Raw genomic sequence first — 22839 nt, 5'->3', positions numbered from 1 at the left:
GGGGCCGGGGGCGGGGCCGCCTGCTGCACGGTGTTGTCCTCTCCCTCCTCCTCGGGCAGCAGGGGGGTGTCGTACGTGGTGCGGTTGGCGTACAGGTCGCCGAACGCCTCGGCCGTGATCGCGTCGAGCGGGGTGCGGATCGCGGCCCCGGCCGTGATGGCGTCGGCCTGGTCGCGCTTGCTGGCCAGCTCGGTGCGGGCGGTGACGTGCCACCGGTCCTCCGGGATGCCCAGGCCCGCCGCGTAGTGGTAACCCGGCTTGCGGTTGCCCCACTGCGGCCAGGCGCCGGCCTCGATCGCCTCGTCGGGGAGGCAGTACTGGGCGTCCGCGCCGTCACGGAGACCGAAGCACAGCCCGGCCGGGCTGTTCGCGCGGGAGTCGGTGTCCATGTTGTTGTGCGTGGCGCGCTGGATGGAGGTCAGGATCCAGATGCCGGCGGCGCGGGCCGTGCGCAGGATCTTCTGGTAGTGCTCGTTGTCGGCGGCGAAGTCGGCGGCTTCCTCGCCGACGATGACGAGGAAGTTGAGGCCGCAGCCGGGCTCCCACTTGCTCATGCCCTTGGCGGCGAGGAAGTCGGTGCGCTTCTCGATCGCGTTGGGCAGGAGCTTGAAGAACCGCCGGGCGGCGTCCTTCTTGTCGATCGGCCAGTCGATGCCGTGCCGGACGTGCCCGAAGTCCTGCTGGAACTTCGAGCAGTCGATTGCGATCACCGAGACCTCGGTACGGGTGCCGCACTCGACGATGATGAGCTGGTTGCCCTGTGTCTTTCCGGCGCCGTTCACGCCCATCGCGATGGCGTGCTCGACGTTGCCGTTGGACAGCGGGCCCGGGTCGCGGAGCATCCCGGTGATGTTCAGCAGGACGTCCTCGCCGTCCTCGTAGCGTCCGGTGCGGATCGGCACGTCGCCGATGGACGCGCCGAACGCGGAGGGGCCGCGCCAGGGGAAGCCCTCCTTGAGGAGGTCGGCGACCTGGACGCGCATGGTGATCAGGGAGGAGTCGTCATCGTCCACGGTGTGGGTGATGCGGCCCTTGCCGATCTTCATGGCGGCCGCCATGGCGGGGATCCTGCGGACCAGGTCGTCCGCAGTCGCGCCGTCCTTGGCCTCCACCTGCGCGATGACCGTGCCCTTGCCGTTGGACTGAACGTCCTTCAGCTCGTGCTTGGCCAGGCCGATCTCGGCCTCGAGCTTCTCCCACTTGCTGGCGCCCTTCTGCGAGCTCTTCGCGTGGAAGGCGCTCCAGAGGTTGTTCGCCAGGGAGAGGCCGATGCCGCCGATCGCCCAGGCGCCGGCGGTCGCGGCGGTGTCGACGCCGGTGATGGTGCCCAGCGTCGCGGCCGCGGTGACCGCGATCGTGTTGACCTGGTGCAGCCGGACGGTGTCCTTGTCTCGCTTGGCCTTGCTATCCAGGTGACCGAGGAACTTGCAGAGCGAGGCGCCGGTGCCCGCGATGCCCAGGGTGGCCAGGGCGAGCGCGGCCGGGTTCCCGGCGACGGCCAGGTGGCCGCCCTGCACCAGGACAGGCCCCAGGGCGGTGATCGCCCATGGCCCGATGAAGCGGATCCGCCGGGAGCGGTCCTGCTGCTGCTCTTCCTCGCTGCGGGTGTCGATCGTCTTCGACTTCGAGAAGCGACGTGCCATGGTCAGGCGGCCCTTCCACCTTCGCCGGGCTTCCCGGCGGAATCGGACGGCTTGTCACCGATGGAGAACCCGGGCTTCGACTTGCCCTTGCCCTTACGGGCCTGGGCCTCGGCCTCCTGCTCGGGGCGGATGAAGTGCTTGACGAAGCTGGCGTACATCTTCACGCCGCTCAGTCCGAGCACCTTCGCGGCGGCGGCGCCGGCCCGGAGGTGGCCGCCGACCAGCTTCGCGCGGATCTTGCTCTGGACGCCGAACGTGTACCACTTGCCCTTGTACTGGGACAGGATCGTGCTGACCATGTCGGCGTCCATCCCCACGCGCATGTACAGCTCGAAGCCGATGGCGCGCAGGATCTTGGCGTAGTTGTAGAGGTCGCGATCGGTCCTGAACTCGATGGCGTCCAGCTGCTTGATGAGCTGGGCCAGGTTCGAGCCGACCTTTTCGCCGTCACTCATGAACGTGGTGGTCCTTCCGGGAAGAGGGGCGAGGGTGGTGCGGGCGGGGGCTCTGTCACCTCCCCGCGGTCCCGACCGGGGCCGGGGCCACAGGCAAGCGGCAGGTTCACCGGCTGCTGGCCGCCTGGTCGTCACCGGCGTTCTGCACCGCGGTGGCGATGCCGGAGCCGATGTTGTTCAGGGCCCCGGCGAGCGGGGACGTCGCCAGGGCGTAGCCGCAGACCAGCGCGGCGATCAGGACTCCAGATCGCATGTCGGAGCGCCAGAACAGCCAGGTGGCGCCACCGGCGAGCAGGAACAGGGGAAGCGAGATCACAAGGTCCTCCAGGAGGGCGGGTCGGGGCAGGTGCTCTCCAGCCGCGAGGGCCGAGACGAGCGGGGGAAGCGGGGGCTTCCGTCGCTCTCCACCGCCTCCGGACCGCGCGGGGCGGGGCCGGAGGCGACTGGGCAACGCAGGAAGCGGAGAGCAGGGTCAGCGGGTCAGGAGCACCACGGCGATGACGAGGAACGGCCCGGTCATGCCGAGCAGGTAGATGAACCGCATGTCAACCTCTTTCAGGGGGAGTTGGGGTCAGGCAGCGGAGCGGGACCGGCTACGAGCGGCGCGGCGCTTCAGGGAGCGGCGCTCGTCCTCGGACAGGCCGCCCCAGACGCCCTCGTTCTGGCCGGCCTCCAGCGCCCACTGGAGGCACTGCTCCATGACCGGGCAGCGGCGGCGGCAGACGGCCTTGGCCTCCTCGATCTGGAGGAGCGCCAGGCCGGTGTTGCCGATGGGGAAGAACAGCTCCGGGTCCTCTTCGCGGCACGCTGCCTGGTGGCGCCAGTCCATCGCCGTCACTTCCCTCCGCGTACGCGGCGCAGGGCCTCGTCCATGTCCGGGTCGGAGTCGTTGCTGCTGATCGGGCGTGCGATGCTGTCGAGCATCAGGGCCTCCATCCAGGTCCTGGACAGCCCCGGGGGTCCGATCCCTGGGGCTGTCGCGGTTGGTAGAGCGGGTGTCCACCACGCTCTCCACCGCCCACCGACCGGCCCGAAGACCGGGCGGCGGGCGACTGGGCAGCGCGGGGCTGCAGAACAGGGGCGCGGACTCTGCCGCCGCGCTGCTCGCCTTGCCGTGCTGGAGGGAGGCGAGGTGCCCTCAGTCCCGACGCGGCTCCTCGCCTCGGCTGGGACCAGGTGCCGAAGGTCTGGGAACGTGTCGCGTCGTTCTTTACGTCGTGGGTTGTCGGCCCTCCATGCTTTCCATCAGTAATGAGCGCCCGGTTGGTACTCCACCGGGCCGCCCCCAGGAGCTGAGCGCCTGACGGGTCATCGCATGTGCCGACTGCCACCACCAGGGGTAATGGCGCCGCACGACGGGTTTCCACTCACCCCGGCCGGTGCGGTCACGGCCGGTACTGCGGTGGTGGATCACGCTATGGAGTTCTCAAACAGCGGCCGCTTCCTTTCCCTCCCGCTTTCGCGGTCAGGTCCGGGCGGTACATCGGGGACCGAGGGTCCGGCTCCCTCATCCGGCGCCGCCGCGGGGGCGGTTCCGGGTGGGGGAGCCGGGTCCGAAGACCCGGCGGTTGTGCGGAGGGTCAGGCCGCGAGTGGCAGAGCCGCCGCAGCGGCCGGCCGCCTGATGCACAGTTGCGTGGCGTAGGGGAGGAGCACGTCGACCAGGCGCTCGCGCACCAGCTCGGTGGCAGTCGGGTCGGTGGCGGTGATGTCGCGGGCGGCGAGCATGCGGTTCTCGCGGGCCTCGATCGCGGCGACCGCGGCGGTGATGTCCAGCCCGTCCAGCCGCTCGTGGGGGAGGGGGCCGGCCTCGTACATCTCCAGCGGCGTACCGAAGGCGACGTCCAGGTCGACGTTGCCGAAGTCCGGGAGCTCCACCTCGATCGCCTCCAGGAGCGCGAGCGTCTCAGCATCGAAGATCTCGGTGGCGAGGCTGGCGGTGGGGCGGCCGGTGATGTTCATGGGGTGGTGCTCCCTTCGAGTTCGGGCTCTTCGTGATCCCAGGAAGTGGCAGGTGGGGGCCTTTACCGCCCCGCTCACCTAGTCGGCATACCTAACTTAGCTGATACAGTCGGGGGCGTGTCAAGTGCTTGATTGAGGAAGCTATGGAAGCTAGCTAAGGCGAGGGGGTCGACCTACGATGTCGCTCATGAGCAACGAGGCCGTGCAGCCGTACCAGCGAATCGTTCAGGATGTCCGCGACAAGATCCGCTCCGGTCGCTGGACCGCCGGGACGAAACTGCCGAGCACACGCGAGCTGGCAGAGGAGTACGGCGTCGCAGCCGGCACCGTCCAGCGAGCCCTGACGGAGCTGCGCACGGCGGGGCTCATCTACTCCCACCAGGGGCGCGGCTCCTTCATCACGGAGACTGCCTCCGAATCCAGCGAGGACTCGACTGCCCGCGCTCTCAAGGCCCTTGAGGAGCAGGTCGCCGACCTCGCCGCACGCCTCGAACGAATCGAGAAGGGCCGAAGCGACTGACGTCCTTCCTCGCGTCCCGTTGCGCATGTTCGTCCCTCCCTGGCCGGTCCAACCTCGTTAGCAAAGTTGTAGGCCCGACCACGGAGCTGGTTCTAGGTCTGACATGTGTCCAGCCGCTGGACACACCGATAGGAGACATGGAGGGGGATCAGCGTGGGGCAGAAGCCGAACGTTCTGACCCCGGAGGTATCGCCCCTGGACCGCTTCGGCTACACGGTTCGAGACCTCCGCGAGCGCCGTGGCCTCAGCTTGCGCGGCCTTGCGGCAGCCACCTTCTGCTCGTACTCCAAGCTGTGGAAGTGGGAGAACGCGAAGCGAGCTCCGAAGTACCGCTCCGAGGTCGAACAGCTGGACCGCGTGCTCAACGCTCAGGGCCTACTGATTGAGCTGTGGGAGCGCATCGGCACGGATGATTCCCCGCAGGGTCATGTGTCCGTTTCAGGGCTCCATGTGTCCGAATCATCGGTGGACCTGGCCATGGCCGCATCCCAGCGGGCAACGTCGGACGATGAGGGGATCTTTGTCCCCGCTCGTCTACGGGATGGATCGGTGGTTTTCGTGGCGCTGGATCGACGCGCGATGCTGCGTGGCGGGATGGGGCTCGGTGCAGCTGCTGCGCTGGGCGGGGGGACGCCGGCAGCCGCCAGCTCTCTGCCGGGGCTGACACGGCCTGCCCAATCGGCTTCCGCCTACAGCGGTACGCCGGTGGAATACTTCCAGCGCGCGCGCCGTCTGCTGATCGACAGCGACAACCTCCTCGGCCCGAGCCGAGCAATCGCGGCCGCGCGCCAGCACATCGAGGACATCAAGCAGCTGCGTCAGGATGCGAAGGGCACGGACCGCCACGCCCTCATGGAACTTCAGACGCAGTACGCGGAATTCGCCTCCTGGCTCTACCAGGACCTGGGCGACTTCGACAGCGCGCAGTTCTGGCTCGATCGAGCGTTCCAGTGGAGCCACACCGTCGGGGACGGTGACCTGACCTCATACGTGATGGCCCGCAAGGCACAGCTCGCCGGCGAGATGCGCGACCTGGTCGACGTCGTCGACCTCGCCGAAGCCGCGCAGCGCATGGCCCGGCCCCGCAGCCGGCTGGCCGCCGTCGCCCGAACCTACGAGTCGTACGGACACGCGTTGCGCGGCGAGTCGACCGACAGTGAGCGCGCGATCGACGACGTACGCAACGCTCTCGATCGCGTCTCCAGCGACACGACCCCCTGGGGCGTGTGGCTGAACGAGCAGTACGTGGAGGTGCACCGGGCGCAGGGCCTGGAGGTGCTGGGCAAGCACGCGGAGGCCGCCGAGGTCTTCACCAGCGCCATCAAGGCACTGCCCGACGGGTACCACCGCGACCGCGGCGTCTACATGGCTCGGGCCGCCGTGGCCCACGCCGGCGCCGGCGCGCCCGACCAGGCCGCTGCGGTCGGCCTCCAGGCCCTGACCATCGCCAACGACACGGGTTCGGGCCGGATCGTCCGGGAGCTCGCGCGTCTCGACAAAGCGCTGGTGCCCTGGCAGCGCCAGCCTGAAGTCGCGGAGTTCCGCGCACACTTCGACGGCACGCTCGCCCACGAATCCTGAGCAGAACGGATCACACCACCTATGACCACGCGTCCGTACGTCATCCTCTCCGCCGCTATGTCGGTCGACGGCTACCTGGACGACGCCAGCCCTGAGCGGCTGCGCCTATCCAACGCGGCCGACTTCGACCGTGTCGACCAGGTCCGCGCGGAGTCCGACGCCATCCTGATCGGCGCGACGACCATGCGGAAGGACAACCCGCGCCTCCTGGTCAACAGCGAGGAACGCCGGGCTCAGCGCGTTACCGAGGGCAAGCCGGCCTACCCGCTCAAGGTCACGGTCACCCGGACTGGGGACCTCTCCGCCGACCTCAATTTCTGGCACCACGGCGGCGAGAAGCTGGTCGTCACCGTGGATGAAGCGGTGGAGAAGGTGCGCGCCACCCTCGGTGACCTTGCCGACGTCGTCGGCGTCGGCCCGGACCTCGACTGGGGTCTGGTCCTCGATGAGCTCGGGCGGCGTGGCGTCAGCCGGCTCATGGTGGAGGGTGGCGGCACGATCCACACCCAGCTCATGGCCGCGGACCTCGCCGACGAAGTGCACCTCGCCATCGCGCCCCTGCTGGTGGGTCAGCCGGAGGCGGCGCGCTTCCTTGGCGCCGCCGACTACCCCGGCGGATCGACGGCCCGGATGAAGGTGCTGGAGGTCCGCGCGATCGACGACGTGGTCCTCGTCCGCTACTCCCCGAAGGAGCGGACCGCCTGATGTACGCACCCGACCGAGCCCAGGACCTGCGCTGGATGCAGCGTGCAATCGACCTCGCCGCGCTGTGCCCTCCGGCCGCCGGCGCCTACTCAGTCGGGGCGGTCATCGTCGGCGAGGACGGCACCGAGCTGGCGTCTGGCTACTCGCGCGCGACCGGCCCCCGTGAACACGCGGAGGAGGTCGCCCTCGCTCAACTCCCCCAGGGCGACCCGCGTCTCGTGGGGGCGACGATCTACAGCACGCTGGAGCCGTGCTCCCAGCGCAGTGCCTCCCGTACTCCTTGCGCGCAGCGGATCCTCGAGGCCGGCATCCCGCGCGTCGTCATCGCCTGGCGTGAGCCGAGCCTGTTCGTCGACAACTGCGTCGGCTACGAGCAGCTGGTGGAAGCTGGGGTGACGGTGGTGGAGCTGCCCGAGCTGTCGGCGGCCGCGAAGTCCGTCAACGCGCACCTCGGGGAACTGGCATGACGACGGACATCTCGTGTTCCCCCGGCGGCACGTCACTCAGCAGCGACAAAGATCAGCCGCATCGTGTATCTTTCGTGGTTACAACGATCATGGAAGGCGTGGCTATGTCCGACTCGGACCGCTCGCAGCGGGTGGACGCCCTGCTGAACGGCCTGCCCGAGGTTCTGCCGCCTCCGCATGTGCGCGCGAAGCTGCGCCTGGCGGCTGGCCTCACTCAGCAGGACGTCGCGGACGCAGTGGGCGTGAAGAGGGTCGCAGTCACACGCTGGGAGCTGGGCCAGACCAGCCCCCGACGCCCTCACCGCGAGAACTACTTGCGTCTCCTCAAGGGCCTCGCCGAGCGCTTTCCCGAGGCCGCGAAAGCGGATGCGGGCAGCGCGACGCCGTCCTCCGAAGGGGGATCGGGATGACCTAACGGCCATCGGCCGCGCGCGCCAAGAAGCGGACTACCAATCCGCTGGCCTCGCGCGGCCCGTCTACCGACCGGGCGTATAACCCGTGTCGGGGGTGCTCAGGTTCCGGCTGCAACCGGTCCCCGAGCCGCGGTTTCTCAGACCGCTCATCTTCACCAGGCCCCTCTCAGGGCCACACCACCACCAAGCCGGTGCGGCCACCACAGCCACATCCGTACCGGTCTGCTTCACCCGCGGGCCCCCACCACAGGGGCTTCGCGGTGCAGGACCGGGAGGGGAGGAGAAAACTCCCCCCACCCGATCGGTGTCCGCCCGCTTCTCACGAAGGGGGCGGACCCAACACATCCGCACATCTGGCTCGTCCAGCCCCGAGGGGCTCGGGCCGGTCCAGCTATATGGAAGGCAGGTCGTTCTCATAATGCCCGAAGTGGTGTCCCCCTGTCAGCTCGACCCTGTCCGTTTCACCCCGGTTCAGGCGCGGCGGTCATCCCGTGTGACGGGATCGGCGTACGGTTCATCCGCCTTTTCCCGCTTCGTACAGGAAGCGGGTTTTCCGGTAGGAAGCTACAAGAGCCCCGCTTTCGGAGCGCGATCGCCGGGCGCGGTCACGGCACCGGCCGCCCGGCTCGTGCACCCACTCTCGGAGGTCATCGACAACTCCGTCGACGATGTCGAGGGCGGCGTCCCGCATGACCGCACGACTTCCAAGATTCTTGCCCGCCTGGTGGGAGCGCCGGGGGTGTTCGGGGCGCGGACTCTGTCCACAGGCTGCCCGGTGCAGGGTCGGCAGATGGGTCACGAAGCACGCGTTCTGCCTACTGAGGGAGGTGTCCGCTTTGGCGTGTACACCGGCCTGATGACGACGCAGGCGGTAGTTCCCACCCCGGCCCGGACGGTGGGCCGATGAGCGGCGTGGCGGCGTTGGCCGCCGTGTTGCTCCCTTCCCCGCGTCCGTCGGTCGACGACGACGTCTCCGTGCTGCCCGAGCTGTTCGTGCCGGAGGCATCCCAGTGGCTGTCGACGTCGGCGGGCCGGATCGCGTCGGACGGCTACTCGTGGATGCAGGCGGTCCACTGGGTCGCTGGGTCCGGGCTGTACCGGCCGCGGCGGCACCGGTCGCACGGGCCGCGCAGCTTCGGGCCGACGACCGTGCGCATCGCCCAGGAGCTCGCGCAGTTGTCGCCGTGCCGTCCGGGGATCGGGTACTTGGTGCGGCGGACCGGGCTGGCGGAGCGGTCGGTGCAGAACCACCTGCAGATCCTGCGGGAGACGGGACTGCTCGCCTACATCGTCAAGGGCACCCGGGTCCGCGGGGAGTCGGCGCAGGCCAGCGAGTTCGCGCGGATGATCCCGCCGGAGTTCGATGTCGCGCTGGGGATCCGTACGGTGCAGCGGGATGAGGACGCTCCTGCGTACACGCGAGCGGTGTCCGGGATCGCGGAGGCCGGCCGGGAGCTGATGGCTGCACTGGCGAAGAAGGCGGCCCGCAAGGTCCGCAAGCGGCGGGCGAAGTCGTCCTCGAAGGCCCCGGCGAAGGGTGCCCGGAGGGGTGCTGACCAGGGTGGTGTGACGGCTGTTTCGGATGAGGCCCGTTGCACCCCAATGGGGGGTAGTACCCGCAGTGCTTCTTCTGCGGGTACTACTTCGCTCCCCTCTGAGAGCAAGCTCGCAAGCGGGCAGAGCAAGTCTCACAGCCCGAAGAAGGTCAAGCGCGGCCGCCGGAAGCTCAACAGCGTCGGGCGTCGATTCCAGCTGGCCTCGGAGCTGATCCGCCGGGTGCCGTGGATGGGCCGCGCTGCGGTGCCCCGGATCGCCTGGATCCTCAAGGACGTTGCGGACGCGGGCTGGACTGCCGACCAGGTGATTGCACTCCTGGACTGCGGCGACGCCCCGGGCATCGTCCACCGGCCGTCTGGGTTCCTCGCCGGGCGGCTGAAGGGAGCGGTGGCGCTGTGGCCGACCGAGGAGGGTCGGGAGCGTGCCGTCCAGGCATACCGCGAGTCCCGCCGCGCGGAGAAGGCCCGCCACCAGGAGTGGGAGGGCGCCTGGCAGGCCCCGCGCAGCATGGCGGTCCGCCGCATGGTCGCTGAGGCGTTCGCTCCGCAGACGCAGCTGTCCGGCCAGGGCGAGTCGCTGCCCGAGCTGGGCGGTGTCGAGGACCTGAGCCCGCAGGACGTGGCGGACATGCGGGCGACGGGATGGGGCGAGTTCATGGCCGGCGACACCACGCTCGTCATGACCACCTACGACGCCCTCGGCCCGGCCGCCGCTGAGTACGTCTTCGGCGCCGACCTGGTGCAGCGCGCTCGCAAGCTGGCGAGCAGCAGCTCGCTGATGACCGTCGGACGCCGGTAGGAGGCCCTGATGACCGAGACCCTGAACACCACCACCAGCGAGCAGTCGGCGCCGGAGCTGTCGGGCGTCGACCTGGCCCGGGTCGCGCTGTACCAGGCGCGCGAGGCCGCCAAGGCCCGCGGCGAGGCAAGCCACCACAGGGCGAAGCGCCCCCTCCGGGGGAAGGTGGGGCGTGACGGCCGGGAGCCGACCGGGTTCGCCTCCGTGCTCCAGAACCTGATGGCCGACCGGGCCTGGGACGTCCCGGCCGCCGGCGGAAGCGTCCTGAACCAGTGGTCGGACATCGCGGCCGCGCTCTCGCCGAAGCTGGCCGCGCACGTGGAGGCAGTCGCGTTCCACGCGGAGACGGGACAGCTGGACCTGCGCCCGGACTCGGCCGCGTACGCCACGCAGCTGCGCCTGATCAGCTCCCGGATCGTCGCCGCAGCGAACGACGCGGTCGGCACTCAGGTGGTCCGCACTGTCCGTGTCCTGGCCGTGGGCAGCGCGGCGCCGACACCGCGCCAGGTGGTCACCGCTCCGACAGCGGCGGCCCCGCCCGAGGCGCTGGTGAAGACCCGCGACATGGCCTCTCCAGGCTTCCACCAGGCGCTCGCCGCGCACCAGGCCGTCGTGCCTCCGAGCCGCGTCGATCCGTCGATCGCGGAGGCGGTGGAGCGGCAGACCGCCGCGATGCGGGCGCTCAGCCTACGGGCGTTCCCCGAGCCGGAGCAGGTGGCCGACGACCAGCCGGCCCCGATCGAGCAGGCCCGTATCGAGCGCCGCCGCCAGGCCGACCTCTCCCACGCTGCCGCCCTGCGCCGTGCCCGTGCGGAGCGCGCGGCCGCGGCATCGCAGCCGGCGCCGCTGGGCAGGACCGCGTGAGGAGTGAAGAGCTCGAGGCGTCACCGAGGCGGCCGCCCGGATCGATCCGGGCGGCCGTCGTCCGTTGCCGGTCAGTCGCCGGCCTCGTGGGGGAGACCGTCGTCCAGGACGATGCGGATGGTCTCGCCTTGTCCGGTGACGTCGGTGAGTTTGGCCGCGATGCGGTTGTAGGTGGTCATGGCCAGTGCGAAGTCGCCCTGCAGCGGTGTGGCGGTGGAGCGCGTGTTCCACAGCTCGATGAGCAGGGCGATGAGGGAGCGTCCGGACAGGACGGTCTGGACGCGGCCCTCCTTGATGTCCTCGACCGAGGGCGGGGTACGGAAGTGGCTGTGGTCGACGGCCAGTGCGGCGAGCCACTCCCAGGTGTCGCGGTGCGCGATCAGTTCGGCGGAGGCCACGCCAGCGGCCTTCAGCAGCAGGACGCCATGGGCGACCTGCGGATCCTCCGCGCCGGCGGATGGCTGCGGCGCGGCAGCAGAAGGCCTACCAGCGGAGGTGCCGGCCCCCTGGTAGGCGGCCTCGATGGCGCGCTTCAGTGCGAGGTCCTGGTCCTCGCCGGTCTCGGGCTGCGGCCGGTGCCCGGTGTTCTCCATGGTTCCCCCCTGGGAGTCGGTGTTGGTTGAGACGGGCGGATGGCCTTCGGCGCCGGCGGACGAGCCGTAGCCGGCCTCGGGTTCGGGCGGCTGCACAGCCTCCTCGCGAGGGGTTTGCGTGCCCTCGCCGGACGTGTCGCCTGGCCACCCGGGCGGCGCCAAGGGGCGCAGAACGTCGACAAGGTCCAGGAGCTGCCGGAGCTCACCCCGCGTCTCGTTCAGGTCGCTGATCATCCGGTCCTGCCGGCGGCGGACCTCCCGGTTCTCCTCACGCAATCCGGTGACGCCCGCCTGGAGTTGTTCCAGGATCTTCAGGCGGCTCTGCGTGACGTCACCGTGCAGTGCTGTCAGCCCGACCGTCGGGTCCTCGAGACGATCGAGACGATCGAGTTGCTGTCGTATCGCCTCCAGTTCCTTCATGGCGTCGCTGACCGCGTCTTTCCACCCCACGTGACCCCCTGATTACTCCGAGCATGTGACCGCTCATATCTCCCCATCGCGAACTGGGGTGACGCGACGGTTTCCAGCCCTTCCCTGGCCAGGACCACTCTCCCGACCTCTGCACGCAATTCGTACGGCGTTCGTACGGGGAAAGTGCTTAATCTGTACGGTTCATGGGGTATAGTGTCGGCCAGGAGGTGCTTTCATGTCCGAGTTGTTCGACGCGGTCGACGCACTGGTCGCGTCCCGCGCCGCGCTGCCGCCGCCGGCGGAGCGCAAGCGACTGCGTGCCGCGCACGGCCTGACGATCGACGAAGTGGCCACCGCGCTGAAGGTGCGCCGGGCCACGGTGTCCGGCTGGGAGTCCGGCAAGACCGAGCCCCGCCCGCCCGAGCGCGACGCCTACGCCCGGCTGCTGGACAAGCTCGCGGAGCTCTACCCCGCCACCCCGGCCGAGGCGGCCACGCCCGCCCCTGACGCCGCGGTGCCGGCCACATTCACCGCTGCACCCGCCCCGGCGGAAGCACCGCCCCAGTCCACAGGCCAGGCGCCTGAGGCTGCGGCCCTGACTACAACCGACACCCAGGCCATCCCCGCCCCTGCCGCCGCTGCTCCGCCGGCCGCGCCGCGACCGGCGCGCACCACCAGGACGTCGCGGCGCCCGGGTGCGAAGAAGGCGGTGGCGAAGCAGACCACGGCGTCGGCGGCCGACGACGACCCGCGCTTCGAGAACGGTCCGCTCGCGGTCATCGACTGCGAGGACGGTCAGGTGTCGGCGTACTGCGTCGGCGGCCTGGTCCTGGACGTGCCCGCCAAGAGCATCCCGGCGTTGGTCGACTGGACGCTGACCGAGGCCCGCCTCGGGCAGGCCCGGCTGCACCGCAACGGCCTCGACGCCGACCCGATCCTCGTCCTCACCACGTCCGCGCTGGAGCGCTACGGCCTGCCCGCCGCCCTGTCGGAGGGGGAGCGGCGCGCGGGCCGGCTGGCGGCCGGCCACAAGGTGGTCAAGCAGATCGAGCGGGCCGGACTCCAGCTCACCCAGCGCGGATTCGGCCCCTGGGCCCGCGTGTTCCGCGAGCCCGAGGGCTCCAAGCGGCGCTGCGTCCAGCTGTGCATCCTGCCCTGGAACGCGCTGGACGCCCGCGAGTGGGACAAGAAGGACGACCCGCAGCTGCCGACGATGCACCCGGCCGACCTCGCCCGCTACCTCGGCCTGTACGCGGCCCGGGTGACGACGCCGCGCGGCAGCACCGCGACGACCGGCCTGGAGCTGATGACCGCGCTGCGCCCGCCCACCCGCGCGCAGAAGGACGAGGCCACCGGGGAGTTCAAGCCCGCGTTCAACGATGACGCGATCACCGCCAAATACGACGTCGTGCCGTGCGAGGTCCCGGACGAGCACCCGATCCTGAAGGACGCGGGGTTCGCCCGCCACCACATCCGTACTCCGGCAGAGATGCTGATGGAGGAGCCCTACGACTGGTGCCGGCCGCTGACCGATGAGGAGTGCGCCAACCCGTACCTGGTCGTCGTCGACATCAACATGTCGTTCGCCGCGGCCGCGAACGGGCTCACGGTCGGGCTGAACGGGCCGACCCACCTGACCGGCAATCCGAAGTTCGACCCGGCGCTGCCCGGCTCGTGGCTGGTCGACCTCTCCCACGTCGACCTGTCCCGCGTCCGGGTCAACGGCCGTACGGTCGACAGCTCCCGGCTCCCGAGCCCGTTCACGCCGAAGGGCGACCACCCCGAGGGCCCGGCCTGGTACGCCACGCCCACCGTGCAGTACGCGGTGGAGCTCGGCTTCGACGTCGCGCCGATCGAGGCGTACGTGCGCACCCAGACCGGCCGCTACCTCGACTCCTGGTACAAGCGGCTGCGCGACGCGTATGTGGAGACGATGGCCGACATGGGCGTCACCACCGACCTCCAGGGCCAGGAGTTCCTCGAGGCGATGGCGCGGCGTAAGCAGGTCGACCCGACGATGGCGCTGCTGGAGACCGCGATCAAGGCGACCGCGAAGGGCGCGATCGGCAAGCTGCGCCAGCGCTCCCGGGGCCAGGTGCCGTACTACGAGCCCTACCCGGCACTGGACCGGTGGACGTGGCGCCCCGACATCCGGGCCGCCGTGCTCGCGAACCAGCGCACCGGCCTGCACCGCAAGCTGATGAAGACGGCGGCCGCCGCCGACCTCTACCCGGTCGCGATCGGCACCGACGCGATCGTCTACCCCTCGCCCGGCCCGTCCCCGCTGGACGTCCTGCCGCACACGCCCGAGGGCAAGCCGGCGCCGGGCACGTTCCGGCTTGGGGTCTCGCCCGGGATGGTCAAGCACCAGGGGACGCAGACCGTGCTGTGGGCGGAAGCCCAGTTCGAGGAGCGTGGCGGCGTCTTCAACATCTCCAACCTCATCAAGACCGATCAGAGCGCCGGAGAAGGGGAGTAGGCCGTGGTGGACTCGCTCGGGGACAGCCTGGACCGCGCGCTGGAGGGGGCGTTCACCCGCCGCATCCCGCAGAGCGCCCAGGCGCAGATGAAGTACCTGGTCAAGCAGCTCAAGGGCACCAAGGCCGCCGCCCAGGCGCTCGGGATCTCCCAGCGCACCGTGGAGCGGTACGTCTCGGGCAAGCTCAAGCGGCCCCGCCAGGACCTGCGCGGCCGCCTGGAGCGCGAGGTGAAGAAGCGGTGGCAGCCGCAGATCCGCGCGAAGGCGCGGAAGCAGGCGGCGTCCACGGGCGGGCTGGTCGTCTCCACCCGGGCCCGCTTCGGCTTCGAGGCCGCTGGTGGAACGACCGACGACGCCCGCATCCGGGACATCACCCAGGCCCTGCCGCCCGAGTACGCCGACAAGCTGTTCACCGCACGGGAGCAGGGCAAGACCGAGGACCAGCTCCGGCAGATCGCGGCCGACGGTCTGGCCCGGATGTACTTCCGGGCGAACAACAGCCGGGCGCACGGCCTGGGCGTGGAGTTCACCGACGTGGAGCGGCTCGACATCGAGCTGTGATCACCCGCCCACGGCAGGGACCCCGAACCGCGCGCCGGTTCGGGGTCCCTCCCATGTGCCGCCGCCGGGTCAGCCGGCGGCGGCCTTCTCTTCGGCGAGCTTCTTCCTGGCCTGCTGGTAGTCCTCGTACGTCACGGCGTTCAGTGCCTCGATCCGGGCGAGCGTCTCCACCGTGTCGTCCTTCTTCATCGCGGTGTCCATGAACTTCAGCAGCAGCTCAACCATCGCCTGGCTCTTCCAGTGCCGCAGTTCCGCCTCGTTCAGGAGCTCCGGGCCGCTGGCCATCATCATGTCGACCAGCCGCTCCCGGGCCCTCCACTCCCGGCGCCGCCGCCACCAGCCCCCGCCCGGCCGGTTCAGATCCCGCAGCTTGCGGATCTGCTCCACCATGGCCCTGATCTGCGTCTCCTGCTCGGGCGTCCACGCCTTCCCAGAGCCGTCGGCAAGCGCCTGGACGGCCTCCTGGGCGGCCTCGCTGCCGTCGCCCGACCCGTCGCCGCACAGCTGCTCCACGGCCCTCCTGAGCGACGTTTCCGCCGCCGTTGCGTCGTCGTCTTCGGACACGCTCTCCCCTTCTCCTCGCAGAACGCGCAGCATGCCCGCCGCGCGGCGCCCCGGGCAATCCGACGGCGGACCTACTGGGGGCCCGGGTCCGCCTCGCCGGGCGCTCCCGCCGTACGACGGGAGCGCCGCCGGATGACGTCGGGCAGCTCGCGGGAGGCGGCGGCCGGGATGAAGAACAGCCCCGTCATGCCGAGCCCGGTCACGACGGCGCTCAGCAGACCCACCGACACCGACGGGTCATCGACCGAGGCCACCCCGCAGAACACCGAGAAGGCGGCGACGAACACCAGCGACGCGACGATCCACCGCTCCCGCAGCGAAGAACGGGTGCCGGCCACCACGCTCAGCCACCACGTCCAGCCCGCCATCACACAGAACAGCACGGCCGCCGGCGGCAGCAGCACCGGCGGCGCCCACCGCGCGACGTCGCCGCGGGGCAGCTCCTGCCCGGTCAGGTAGCCGACCTGGACCAGCCACACCAGGTACACCGGCACCTCGATCGCGATCACCACCCACATCAAGACCCGCAGCCCCCGTAACGCGCCGCGCTCGCTCATCCCTTGGCCCTCCCCCTCGATCATCAAGTCCAGGGGAACGTAGCGGCCCGACGTCGGCACCCACCAGGGCGCGTCACCCGCAGGGGTGGAGATCAGCCGCACGCGCGCCCCGCCGACGGCGGCCTCTGTCCACAGGTCCGCTCCGCTGAAGTGCTCGTATGACTGCTGACGACGTACTACGCGCGGCTCGGACCCGCGCCAAGATCATGGAGGGCTTCGCCCGTGCGGAGCGCGCCCTGTTCACCCGGCCCGCGCCGAAATCCGCGCGAGCCCAGATGAAATTCCTTCGCAAGCGGGAGAAGGGCTCCACCAAGAGCCTGGCGGAGCGCCTGGGCGTCTCCCGCAAGACGGTGCAGCGCTACCTCTCGGGCGCCTCCACCAAGCCGAACAAACGCCTCCAGGAGGCGCTGGTGCAGGAGACCGAGTCGGAGTGGCAACCGCAGGTCAGGGCACAGGCCAGGCAGCGCGCGGCGTCCTCGGGCGGGCTGGTCATCTCCTGCCGGGCGTACTTCGGCCTCGGCCCGGAGGGCACCTCGGACGCGGGCCGGGTAAGGGACATCACGGTCGCCGTCACCCCCTCCCACGCGGCCGCCATCATCGCCGCACAGGAGGACGGTGCGACGGAGAGCGATCTGCATGACGCGGTCGCGGAGGCCATCGCGGACGCCTATTTCCGTCAAGGCGGTGGCGGTCGCGCGGGCCTGGAGGTGAAATTCGCGGACGTGGAGTGGTTGAACATCAAGTTTTAGCAGCGCGTAATTCGTGCGTGCTGTAGACCTGTGTGACCGGCCCGCCCGAACGCATTCCCGGGCAGGCCCTCATTTCCGTATCCGAGCTGAAAGCGAGTCCTGATGAACACGTCCGACGGGTGGCGGCCGCGCCGTGTCCCCGAGGCCCGCAGCCGCGCCGGCGCCCCGCGCACGCCGATCGACTACGCGAAGGTCGGCCGGTCCTCGGTACGGCGCCGCGCGCGGGGCATGACGCACAGCGAGGCGGCGAAGGCCCTCGAAGGAGCCGAACTCGACGCGCACCTGGCCCGCCGCGACGAAGCGGCGGCCGACGACGGCGGCCGCCGTGCTGCGGAGCTCGCGGAGTGGCAGCGCGTCGTGCAGCTGCTCGCCGCGACCGGCGGCCCGTACGACCCGGACGCCGACGTCGTCGTCCAGGAGGAGCTCGCCGAAGACCGGCGCCGCGAGGAAGCCGAGCAGCAGCGCCGCCAGGAGCAGCAGCGGGTAGCCGACCGCGCCGAAGAACTCGCCCGGCTCGGCGGGGCCGGCCGACTCGACCGCAGCGTGCCGAGCCGGGCCGGGGACGAAGCCGCCCGCGAGCTCCTGGACGAGAACCGCGACTACCGCACCGCGAAGGTCGACGCCTGGCTCGCCCGCGCCCTCGCCGACCAGTCCGGGCACTACGCCGACCCGGCCGCCCGCGCCGCCGCCGTCGGCTCGCTGCCCGTGCCAGTGCGCGCCCGCGCCGCGCTGCTCGCCGCTCTCGCCCGCACGGGCTCCCCGGTCGACGGCGACCTCGAGTTCGTCGGCCGCCTCGCCCAGGCCGACCCGGACGCCACGAACGCACTCGCCGCGTGGCTGGAGACCGCGGCCGCGGTGAAGGGCGGGACGGCGTGAGCGCGGCGGACGAGGTGGTGGTGGCCACCTGGAGCGAGCACAGCGAGATCGGGCACCACTACGAGGACCTGCTCGCCGACGGCTCTGTCATCGCCTGGACCGAGCCGCCGTTCGGCGAGAGCCTCTACCCCGGCGACGACGACCCCGACTACAACCCGATCTGCGGGTGCCCGCGCATTCCGCGCCAGTTCTGCATGGAGTGCGCCGGCTGCGCCGCCTGCGGGCAGTGCTCCGGCCCGCACGTCTGGCCCCCGCTCCAGACCTGATCAACCCCGTGTCACGCTCACCGAGCGTCACATGGAGGTGTCACGCCCCCCTGTCACGCGGCCTGTCACGTCGCCGGGATGCCGTGTGACAGCACCCACGCGAAATCCGATCAATTCGGGCATTCGGTCGCGGAAACGGCCCGGAACCCCCTCTCCGGGCCGTTTCCGCGTGACAGGCGCGACAGCGTGACACCCCTCCGGCGGGTGATCACAATCTGTTTGCCAACGAAGCCTGACTAGTGCGAGTTAGTGTCAGCGAAGGTTGAGCACCGCAGGCCAAGGAGACGCGATGTCCGAGAACATCCCCGACGATCTGCGCTGCTCTCGCTGTGGTGACCTGCCGGAGCCGCTCATCTGCCTCGGCCACAAATCCGACGGCACGCCCGCCACCGATACACCCGCTGCGATGCTCGCGTTCGAAGCCGAACTCGGCCTCGCCGATGACGCGCGCCGCCGGGCCACCGGTGCCGCGCTTACCGATGCCCAGACTGCCGCGATTCTGCGTGCCATGTCTGACGACCCCGGACTGGGCACTGGCAACGGGGAGCACGGGCACTGACCAATGGGCCGGTTCGTCCGTACCCGGCTCCCGCGCCCCGCCCCGGCGCTACCGTGGTGACACACGCCAGATGACAGCCAGGAGCCCCCGGATGAGCGAGCAGCCGGCCCTCGTGCCCGACCGCCAGCCCCTCGATGAGCACGCCGCCGCTTCCGCCCGCGCGTACGCGGCCGACCAGCGCGCGCGAGTCGACGTCCTCGCCTCGGTGCTGGAGGACATCGCCGCCAACGGCTACCCGTCCCCGGAGACGGGCGTGCTGTGGGAGGAAGCCCGCGACGCCCACCTGGACCGCCTGGCCGGTGAGCAGCCCCGTGTCGCCTGACCACGCCCCGCGCCGCTCCCAGGTCGTCCTGGTGGAGCCCGCGCTGAGCCAGCTGGCGAAGCTCACGGCGAGCGAGACGCACCGCCTGGACCGCGCGATCGTCGCGATCAGTGTCAACCCCGAGCTGGGCACTCCGGTGCCCGACACCCTGCTGCGCGACTACGTCGACGACGTCGACGGGGTCCGCGTCATCTACTACGTCACGGCCCTTCGACAGATCACGATCGTCGCGTACGTCGAAGCCTGAACACTGCAGCAGCGCCCCGGATCCGCTTGGGTCCGGGGCGCTGCTGTGTCTGCTGCACGAGGTGCTGCTGCTGGTGGTTCGGACTGCCGGAGAGCGATGACATTCGAGGGCCGGCCCCGGGCGCCGCACGGCTGCTGCTCGGGTAGCAGGCCGTGCTGCCCAGGGCAGCGGGGCCGTGCAGCAAACGCGCGTTCGGCTGCTGCACGACCCCGCTGCATCCGGTCAGTCGGTGGTGCCGGTGGCCCACCGCTCCAGGTCGCTCACCGGCTTCTTCAGCAGGGTGCGACGGCGAGACTGCGCGGTCGCGCGGCTCTCCAGGTGCATCGCCTTCGCCAGGTCGGCGTGCGAGACGTCCTTGGCGGCGGGCTGACGCAGCGAGGCGTCCCGTACGGCCTCCAGGCGCTCCAGCAGCCCCGTGGTGCCCTCGATGGCGGCCGCGAGCTCCGCGGCGCTCGCCCGGCCCGTACGCAGCAGCGCCAGGCCGTGCAGCGCGGCGGCGAACAGCGCGGCCAGCTGCTCGCTGTCGCTGCCGAGCGCGGCGACGTCCTCGGCGGCGAGCGGGACCAGGAGCTGCTCCTGGTGGTCGTCGTGGTGCGCGGGATCGGTGCTCACCGCGGTCTCCTTCCTCGGGTGGCTCGGTCAGCGGTCGGCGACGGTCCAGCCCTGGCCGGGCCGGATACGGATGACGCCGCCGGGGGTGTGCAGCTGCCCGCCGCCCGCGCCCAGGCCCAGCGCGTCGATCTGGTCCAGCAGCGCGGCGGCCTGCTCCGCGAGCTCGCGGGCCTGCGCCTGGCGGGCGCGGAGCTCTTCGGCGGTTCCGGTGAACACGGTGTCTCCCTGATGGTGTCGAGTGGGGCCGGCGGGCGGGTCTACAGCCAGCGGAAGAGGTTGCGGACCTCGGAGGCCGCGCCCGAGAGGTTGTCGGCGTCCAGGCGGGCGTCGAAGTCGTACGGGTCCTCGGTCTCGTCCATGACATCCTCGGACGCGGCCGCCAGGACGTCGGCGAAGCGCTCGTGGACGGCCGCCTCCTTCAGGGCCTGCACGACGGACTCGCGGTCGGCGGTGCCCCGCTTGATGGCGTCGGCGAGCAGCCCCAGCGCGGCGGCCGCCGCCGGGGCCAGGTACGCGAGCTCGCTGCCGACGGCGCCCCGGTCGGCGCTGGTCTCGATGGCGGTGATGTCGGCGGCCTTCACGATCTCCGTGGACGTGCGCTCCATGACGGGCTCCTGTCTCGGCTGGCGGGGGTTCAGGCGGTCCGGCTGAGGTAACCGGCGGCGACGTCGACGAAGGCATCGTGGGCGACCTTCGCGGCCTCGCGGGCGGCGGTCAGGGCCTCGGTGGTGGCGTAGGCGTCGCGCAGCGCGTACGTCAGCGTGACCATCTCGTCGGCCGCGGCGCGCACCGCCTGGTCCTCGATGAGCACCCGCAGCGCGACCAGCGGGCGGGTGACGGCGGACCGGGTCATGTGGCTCTCGCCGCGCAGGGCCTCGATCCGCTCGGAGCCGGCCTGCTTGAGGACGGCGTCGCCGCGCATCCACATCGCCCGGCGGTGGTCGCTGACGGCGCAGGCGAGCGCGGTGACGGCCTCCAGGCGGTCGCGGCGGATCGCCTCGCCGTGGCTGACGCGGACGGACCGTTCGGCGGCCCGCTCCTGGAAGCGTCCGCTGACGATCGAGCCGAGCAGCGTGCCGACGATGGCGAGGGCGGCGGTGACGAAGGTGACTAACACGGCGGATCCTCCCGTAGGTGTATGACTTTCAATACAGCCACTGTATGGAACTTCATACACCTAGGGAAGGGGGTCGCCCATGATTCTTTTCGCGCTGCCGTGACCTGCGCGTTTCCCGTCTACGGGAACCGTGTGCGCGTATCTGACACACGCGTCCCGCGCGCGGGACGCGTGTGTCGCCCCCTGGCACTGGGGGCTGGCTTCCCCTCCAGGGGAACGATGTTCACGCCGCTCAGCGACGGGGCCGGTGAGCTGGCGCAGTCCGGTGGCGGGTGTTGCCGCCGACACAACGGGGGACGGGCCTTCACCTGCGAATTTCCCCTCCAGGGGAACGATGTTCCACTCCTGGGTGGACAAACTTGTCCACCCCCGCGTGGACAAAACCCCTGGCCCAATGAGGTGCCGACCTGCCGGTTTCCCGCCCAGGGGAACGATGTATCGCTCTCACCGCACGCAGAAACGGCGCTGCACCATGAGGTGCAGCGCCGCAGTGCGAACGGTGTGGCTACGAAGCGTGGAGCTGCCGGACGGTCGCCAGGGGCGCGTCGTCGTCCTCGGGCTCGGTGGGCGCCGGCTGACCGGTGGCCTTGGAGCCCAGGCGGTAGAACTTCACCCCGACGGCCGTATAGGCGAGCGTCAGCCAGCCGTTCTCGGCGAGCCGGCCGATGCTGCGCGAGGCGCTGGTGGTGCTGAGGCCGACCAGCTTCCCGATGTCCGTGGCGGTGCTGCGCACAGGCTCCCCGACCGGGACCGCGGTGGCGTAGTACATGAGGACCTTCAGGTCCGCGCCCTGCTTGAGCTGCGACCGCAGCAAGAGCTGGTTGAGCTCGCCGGCCTCCATGAAGCGCGGCGCGAACGACTCGGCGATCGGCGAGGTCATGACGCCTCCTTCTCCTTCTTCTCCGGCGGGCACGTGGTCACGGGGTGTCGGGCGTGCTGCGTGGCCATGCGCTGCTGTCCCGAGGAGCCGTCGTAGGCGGCACGGGCGTTCAGCTTGTAGAACTTCACCCGGCCCACCTTCTCGGCCTCCAGGAGGAAGCCTCCCCTGTTGAGGTTACCCACGGACCTGCTCACCGCGTTCGGACGCAACTCCAGGTCGTTGCCGATCTCCCGGAAGCTCATCCGCAGCGGCTCGTCCCCGGACGGCGCGTTGAACAGGTAGTAGCCGTAGACCAGCTTGTCGTTCTTGGTGTAGCCGCTGCCCTTCTTCCACAGCCCGGCGCCCAGCTTCTTGCTGGCGTTGACGTGCCGACCGCCGCCGCTCCAGTCGTACGGCTTGTCGTCCTCCTTCAGCAGCTCCAGCTGGACGTACTCGCCCGTGCTGGTGTTCACCGCTGGCCTTGCCCGGCTCATACCGCTCCTCACCTTGGGATTTCCCCCAGAGGGGAACGATGTACGCGGCCTGACCGTAGCGACCATTTCCCCTCCAGGGGAACCCGCCACGCCGACCGGCGCCCGATCCAGACCGCTGAGCATTTCCCCTCCAGGGGAACGGTGCGTCCCGATCTGCTACTCGAATAGCCTCGATTGATACATCACATGGCCTCTGACCTGCGACGATGCGTGTTCCCTCTATACGTACCTATCCGTAGGCGCCAACCACCCCCCTCGCGCGCGTGAGGGTCGGCCACCCGCGCCTCCGTCGACCCACCAGCCAGGGCGCCCCAGCCTCACGAGGCGGCGGGCCCGCCCGCCCCACAGATCCATCAGGCTCGCGACTCTCATCGACACCCATCTCGGTTAATCGCCAAAGAGCGCATTCGGTCGAATCGCTCCCCATTTCGCCCCGCTATTCTGGAGCCACCATTCACTAATCGCGCGCCTTTTCTCTATTGCTCATGCGCTGCACGTCCGAAGTAATCCGCGACTCTATTTTTCCTGGTCAAGGGTGGTGCTGAGTCATTCCAGTCTTAAGCTAGCTGCTATCTTTGAAGCACGCACCCGGATCGCCCACCCTCTCCC

The 22839-nt window shown here is 70.4% G+C and carries 29 protein-coding genes; 15 read left to right on the top strand and 14 right to left on the bottom strand.

The window, feature by feature from the left end; translation table 11 throughout:
* From GL263_RS03960 to GL263_RS03940, 5 genes are all read right to left on the bottom strand, one after another.
* A partial coding sequence (locus GL263_RS03960; RefSeq protein ID WP_228456088.1) for an FtsK/SpoIIIE domain-containing protein occupies positions 1-1643 on the bottom strand: 1643 nt, incomplete at its 3' end.
* 2 nt (positions 1644-1645) lie between these two features.
* Entirely contained in the window at positions 1646-2098 is a 453-nt protein-coding gene (locus GL263_RS03955) for a TraA-like protein (protein ID WP_182854150.1), read from the bottom strand.
* A 106-nt stretch (positions 2099-2204) separates the two neighbouring features.
* Entirely contained in the window at positions 2205-2414 is a 210-nt protein-coding gene (locus GL263_RS03950) for a hypothetical protein (protein ID WP_182854149.1), read from the bottom strand.
* Between the two features lie 255 nt (positions 2415-2669).
* On the bottom strand, positions 2670-2927 hold the full coding sequence (locus GL263_RS03945) for a WhiB family transcriptional regulator (protein ID WP_182854148.1): 258 nt from the start codon (positions 2925-2927) through the stop codon (positions 2670-2672).
* 751 nt (positions 2928-3678) lie between these two features.
* Positions 3679-4059, bottom strand: a complete 381-nt coding sequence (locus tag GL263_RS03940; RefSeq protein WP_182854147.1) for a hypothetical protein — start codon at positions 4057-4059, stop codon at positions 3679-3681.
* Positions 4060-4246: 187 nt separating this feature from the next.
* Between GL263_RS03940 and GL263_RS03935 the strand changes: the two genes are divergently transcribed.
* From GL263_RS03935 to GL263_RS03905, 7 genes are all read left to right on the top strand, one after another.
* Positions 4247-4579 carry a GntR family transcriptional regulator gene (locus GL263_RS03935; RefSeq protein ID WP_161266713.1) on the top strand — a complete coding sequence of 111 codons (333 nt, stop codon included), beginning with the start codon at positions 4247-4249 and terminating at the stop codon, positions 4577-4579.
* Positions 4580-4732: 153 nt separating this feature from the next.
* Positions 4733-6160 (top strand): helix-turn-helix domain-containing protein, encoded by a 1428-nt coding sequence (locus GL263_RS03930; RefSeq protein ID WP_182854146.1) that lies wholly within the window; start codon positions 4733-4735, stop codon positions 6158-6160.
* 21 nt (positions 6161-6181) lie between these two features.
* Positions 6182-6865 (top strand): RibD family protein, encoded by a 684-nt coding sequence (locus GL263_RS28785; RefSeq protein ID WP_182854145.1) that lies wholly within the window; start codon positions 6182-6184, stop codon positions 6863-6865.
* Positions 6865-7332 (top strand): deaminase, encoded by a 468-nt coding sequence (locus tag GL263_RS28780; protein ID WP_182854144.1) that lies wholly within the window; start codon positions 6865-6867, stop codon positions 7330-7332. Before GL263_RS28785 ends, GL263_RS28780 begins: the two co-directional genes overlap by 1 nt.
* Positions 7329-7742, top strand: a complete 414-nt coding sequence (locus GL263_RS03915; protein ID WP_228456087.1) for a helix-turn-helix transcriptional regulator — start codon at positions 7329-7331, stop codon at positions 7740-7742. Before GL263_RS28780 ends, GL263_RS03915 begins: the two co-directional genes overlap by 4 nt.
* A 906-nt stretch (positions 7743-8648) precedes the next feature.
* Positions 8649-10100: a transcriptional regulator gene (locus tag GL263_RS03910; RefSeq protein ID WP_182854143.1), complete on the top strand. Its 1452-nt coding sequence runs from the start codon at positions 8649-8651 to the stop codon at positions 10098-10100.
* Positions 10101-10109: 9 nt separating this feature from the next.
* A complete protein-coding gene (locus GL263_RS03905; RefSeq protein ID WP_182854142.1) occupies positions 10110-10964 on the top strand; it encodes a DciA family protein in 855 nt (284 codons plus the stop codon).
* A 71-nt stretch (positions 10965-11035) separates the two neighbouring features.
* Here the strand turns inward: GL263_RS03905 and GL263_RS03900 are convergent, their stop codons facing one another.
* On the bottom strand, positions 11036-12007 hold the full coding sequence (locus GL263_RS03900; RefSeq protein WP_323379238.1) for a hypothetical protein: 972 nt from the start codon (positions 12005-12007) through the stop codon (positions 11036-11038).
* Between the two features lie 196 nt (positions 12008-12203).
* Here GL263_RS03900 and tap point away from each other — a divergent pair, with 196 nt between their 5' ends.
* Both tap and tpg (GL263_RS03890) read left to right on the top strand, forming a co-directional pair.
* Positions 12204-14447, top strand: a complete 2244-nt coding sequence (tap, locus tag GL263_RS03895) for a telomere-associated protein Tap (RefSeq protein WP_182854141.1) — start codon at positions 12204-12206, stop codon at positions 14445-14447.
* Positions 14448-14450: 3 nt separating this feature from the next.
* Entirely contained in the window at positions 14451-15008 is a 558-nt protein-coding gene (tpg, locus tag GL263_RS03890; protein ID WP_323379237.1) for a telomere-protecting terminal protein Tpg, read from the top strand.
* Positions 15009-15077: 69 nt separating this feature from the next.
* On the opposite strand, the gene GL263_RS03885 is transcribed toward tpg (GL263_RS03890), so the two are convergent.
* Both GL263_RS03885 and GL263_RS03880 read right to left on the bottom strand, forming a co-directional pair.
* Positions 15078-15572 (bottom strand): hypothetical protein, encoded by a 495-nt coding sequence (locus tag GL263_RS03885; RefSeq protein WP_182854140.1) that lies wholly within the window; start codon positions 15570-15572, stop codon positions 15078-15080.
* A gap of 71 nt (positions 15573-15643) precedes the next feature.
* Positions 15644-16129 carry a hypothetical protein gene (locus GL263_RS03880; RefSeq protein WP_182854139.1) on the bottom strand — a complete coding sequence of 162 codons (486 nt, stop codon included), beginning with the start codon at positions 16127-16129 and terminating at the stop codon, positions 15644-15646.
* Between the two features lie 158 nt (positions 16130-16287).
* Here GL263_RS03880 and tpg (GL263_RS03875) point away from each other — a divergent pair, with 158 nt between their 5' ends.
* From tpg (GL263_RS03875) to GL263_RS03850, 6 genes are all read left to right on the top strand, one after another.
* Positions 16288-16878: a telomere-protecting terminal protein Tpg gene (tpg, locus tag GL263_RS03875; RefSeq protein ID WP_182854138.1), complete on the top strand. Its 591-nt coding sequence runs from the start codon at positions 16288-16290 to the stop codon at positions 16876-16878.
* A gap of 102 nt (positions 16879-16980) precedes the next feature.
* Positions 16981-17754 (top strand): hypothetical protein, encoded by a 774-nt coding sequence (locus GL263_RS03870; protein ID WP_182854137.1) that lies wholly within the window; start codon positions 16981-16983, stop codon positions 17752-17754.
* Positions 17751-18020: a hypothetical protein gene (locus GL263_RS03865; protein ID WP_182854136.1), complete on the top strand. Its 270-nt coding sequence runs from the start codon at positions 17751-17753 to the stop codon at positions 18018-18020. Before GL263_RS03870 ends, GL263_RS03865 begins: the two co-directional genes overlap by 4 nt.
* Before the next feature lie 289 nt (positions 18021-18309).
* Positions 18310-18579: a hypothetical protein gene (locus GL263_RS03860; protein WP_182854135.1), complete on the top strand. Its 270-nt coding sequence runs from the start codon at positions 18310-18312 to the stop codon at positions 18577-18579.
* Positions 18580-18670: 91 nt separating this feature from the next.
* Positions 18671-18901 (top strand): hypothetical protein, encoded by a 231-nt coding sequence (locus tag GL263_RS03855; protein ID WP_182854134.1) that lies wholly within the window; start codon positions 18671-18673, stop codon positions 18899-18901.
* On the top strand, positions 18891-19148 hold the full coding sequence (locus tag GL263_RS03850; protein WP_182854133.1) for a hypothetical protein: 258 nt from the start codon (positions 18891-18893) through the stop codon (positions 19146-19148). The genes GL263_RS03855 and GL263_RS03850 overlap by 11 nt, the downstream gene beginning before the upstream one ends.
* 222 nt (positions 19149-19370) lie before the next feature.
* On the opposite strand, the gene GL263_RS03845 is transcribed toward GL263_RS03850, so the two are convergent.
* The 6 genes from GL263_RS03845 to GL263_RS03820 form a co-directional block, all read right to left on the bottom strand.
* The gene (locus tag GL263_RS03845) at positions 19371-19760 is read right to left on the bottom strand and encodes a hypothetical protein (RefSeq protein WP_182854132.1); all 390 of its coding nucleotides are present in this window, start codon (positions 19758-19760) and stop codon (positions 19371-19373) included.
* Between the two features lie 27 nt (positions 19761-19787).
* Positions 19788-19976 carry a hypothetical protein gene (locus tag GL263_RS03840; protein ID WP_182854131.1) on the bottom strand — a complete coding sequence of 63 codons (189 nt, stop codon included), beginning with the start codon at positions 19974-19976 and terminating at the stop codon, positions 19788-19790.
* A gap of 41 nt (positions 19977-20017) precedes the next feature.
* Complete coding sequence (locus GL263_RS03835) at positions 20018-20365, bottom strand: hypothetical protein (RefSeq protein ID WP_182854130.1); 348 nt, start codon at positions 20363-20365, stop codon at positions 20018-20020.
* A 29-nt stretch (positions 20366-20394) separates the two neighbouring features.
* On the bottom strand, positions 20395-20877 hold the full coding sequence (kilB, locus tag GL263_RS03830; protein WP_182854129.1) for a plasmid transfer protein KilB: 483 nt from the start codon (positions 20875-20877) through the stop codon (positions 20395-20397).
* 505 nt (positions 20878-21382) lie between these two features.
* Positions 21383-21757, bottom strand: a complete 375-nt coding sequence (locus tag GL263_RS03825) for a hypothetical protein (RefSeq protein ID WP_182854128.1) — start codon at positions 21755-21757, stop codon at positions 21383-21385.
* Complete coding sequence (locus GL263_RS03820; RefSeq protein WP_182854127.1) at positions 21754-22230, bottom strand: winged helix-turn-helix domain-containing protein; 477 nt, start codon at positions 22228-22230, stop codon at positions 21754-21756. The genes GL263_RS03825 and GL263_RS03820 overlap by 4 nt, the downstream gene beginning before the upstream one ends.
* Between the last annotated feature and the right edge of the window lie 609 nt (positions 22231-22839).

Origin of the sequence: Streptomyces durbertensis (assembly GCF_014156695.1) — a bacterium.
Classification (GTDB): Bacteria; Actinomycetota; Actinomycetes; order Streptomycetales; family Streptomycetaceae; genus Streptomyces; species Streptomyces durbertensis.
The sequence above is the reverse complement of the archived record's forward strand: the minus strand, read 5'-3'. Positions and strand labels throughout refer to the sequence as shown.

Bases quoted from the DNA above. Each gene is read 5' to 3' on its own strand.
- GL263_RS03910 (WP_182854143.1), top strand. From the start codon at position 8,649: ATGAGCGGCGTGGCGGCGTTGGCCGCCGTGTTGCTCCCTTCCCCGCGT.
- GL263_RS03955 (WP_182854150.1), bottom strand. From the start codon at position 2,098: ATGAGTGACGGCGAAAAGGTCGGCTCGAACCTGGCCCAGCTCATCAAG.
- GL263_RS03940 (WP_182854147.1), bottom strand. From the start codon at position 4,059: ATGAACATCACCGGCCGCCCCACCGCCAGCCTCGCCACCGAGATCTTC.
- tap (WP_182854141.1), top strand. From the start codon at position 12,204: ATGTCCGAGTTGTTCGACGCGGTCGACGCACTGGTCGCGTCCCGCGCC.
- GL263_RS28785 (WP_182854145.1), top strand. From the start codon at position 6,182: ATGACCACGCGTCCGTACGTCATCCTCTCCGCCGCTATGTCGGTCGAC.
- GL263_RS28780 (WP_182854144.1), top strand. From the start codon at position 6,865: ATGTACGCACCCGACCGAGCCCAGGACCTGCGCTGGATGCAGCGTGCA.
- GL263_RS03935 (WP_161266713.1), top strand. From the start codon at position 4,247: ATGAGCAACGAGGCCGTGCAGCCGTACCAGCGAATCGTTCAGGATGTC.
- GL263_RS03820 (WP_182854127.1), bottom strand. From the start codon at position 22,230: ATGAGCCGGGCAAGGCCAGCGGTGAACACCAGCACGGGCGAGTACGTC.
- GL263_RS03835 (WP_182854130.1), bottom strand. From the start codon at position 20,365: ATGGAGCGCACGTCCACGGAGATCGTGAAGGCCGCCGACATCACCGCC.
- GL263_RS03880 (WP_182854139.1), bottom strand. From the start codon at position 16,129: ATGAGCGAGCGCGGCGCGTTACGGGGGCTGCGGGTCTTGATGTGGGTG.
- GL263_RS03905 (WP_182854142.1), top strand. From the start codon at position 10,110: ATGACCGAGACCCTGAACACCACCACCAGCGAGCAGTCGGCGCCGGAG.
- GL263_RS03870 (WP_182854137.1), top strand. From the start codon at position 16,981: ATGAACACGTCCGACGGGTGGCGGCCGCGCCGTGTCCCCGAGGCCCGC.
- tpg (WP_182854138.1), top strand. From the start codon at position 16,288: ATGACTGCTGACGACGTACTACGCGCGGCTCGGACCCGCGCCAAGATC.
- GL263_RS03825 (WP_182854128.1), bottom strand. From the start codon at position 21,757: ATGACCTCGCCGATCGCCGAGTCGTTCGCGCCGCGCTTCATGGAGGCC.
- GL263_RS03915 (WP_228456087.1), top strand. From the start codon at position 7,329: ATGACGACGGACATCTCGTGTTCCCCCGGCGGCACGTCACTCAGCAGC.
- GL263_RS03860 (WP_182854135.1), top strand. From the start codon at position 18,310: ATGTCCGAGAACATCCCCGACGATCTGCGCTGCTCTCGCTGTGGTGAC.
- GL263_RS03855 (WP_182854134.1), top strand. From the start codon at position 18,671: ATGAGCGAGCAGCCGGCCCTCGTGCCCGACCGCCAGCCCCTCGATGAG.
- GL263_RS03945 (WP_182854148.1), bottom strand. From the start codon at position 2,927: ATGGACTGGCGCCACCAGGCAGCGTGCCGCGAAGAGGACCCGGAGCTG.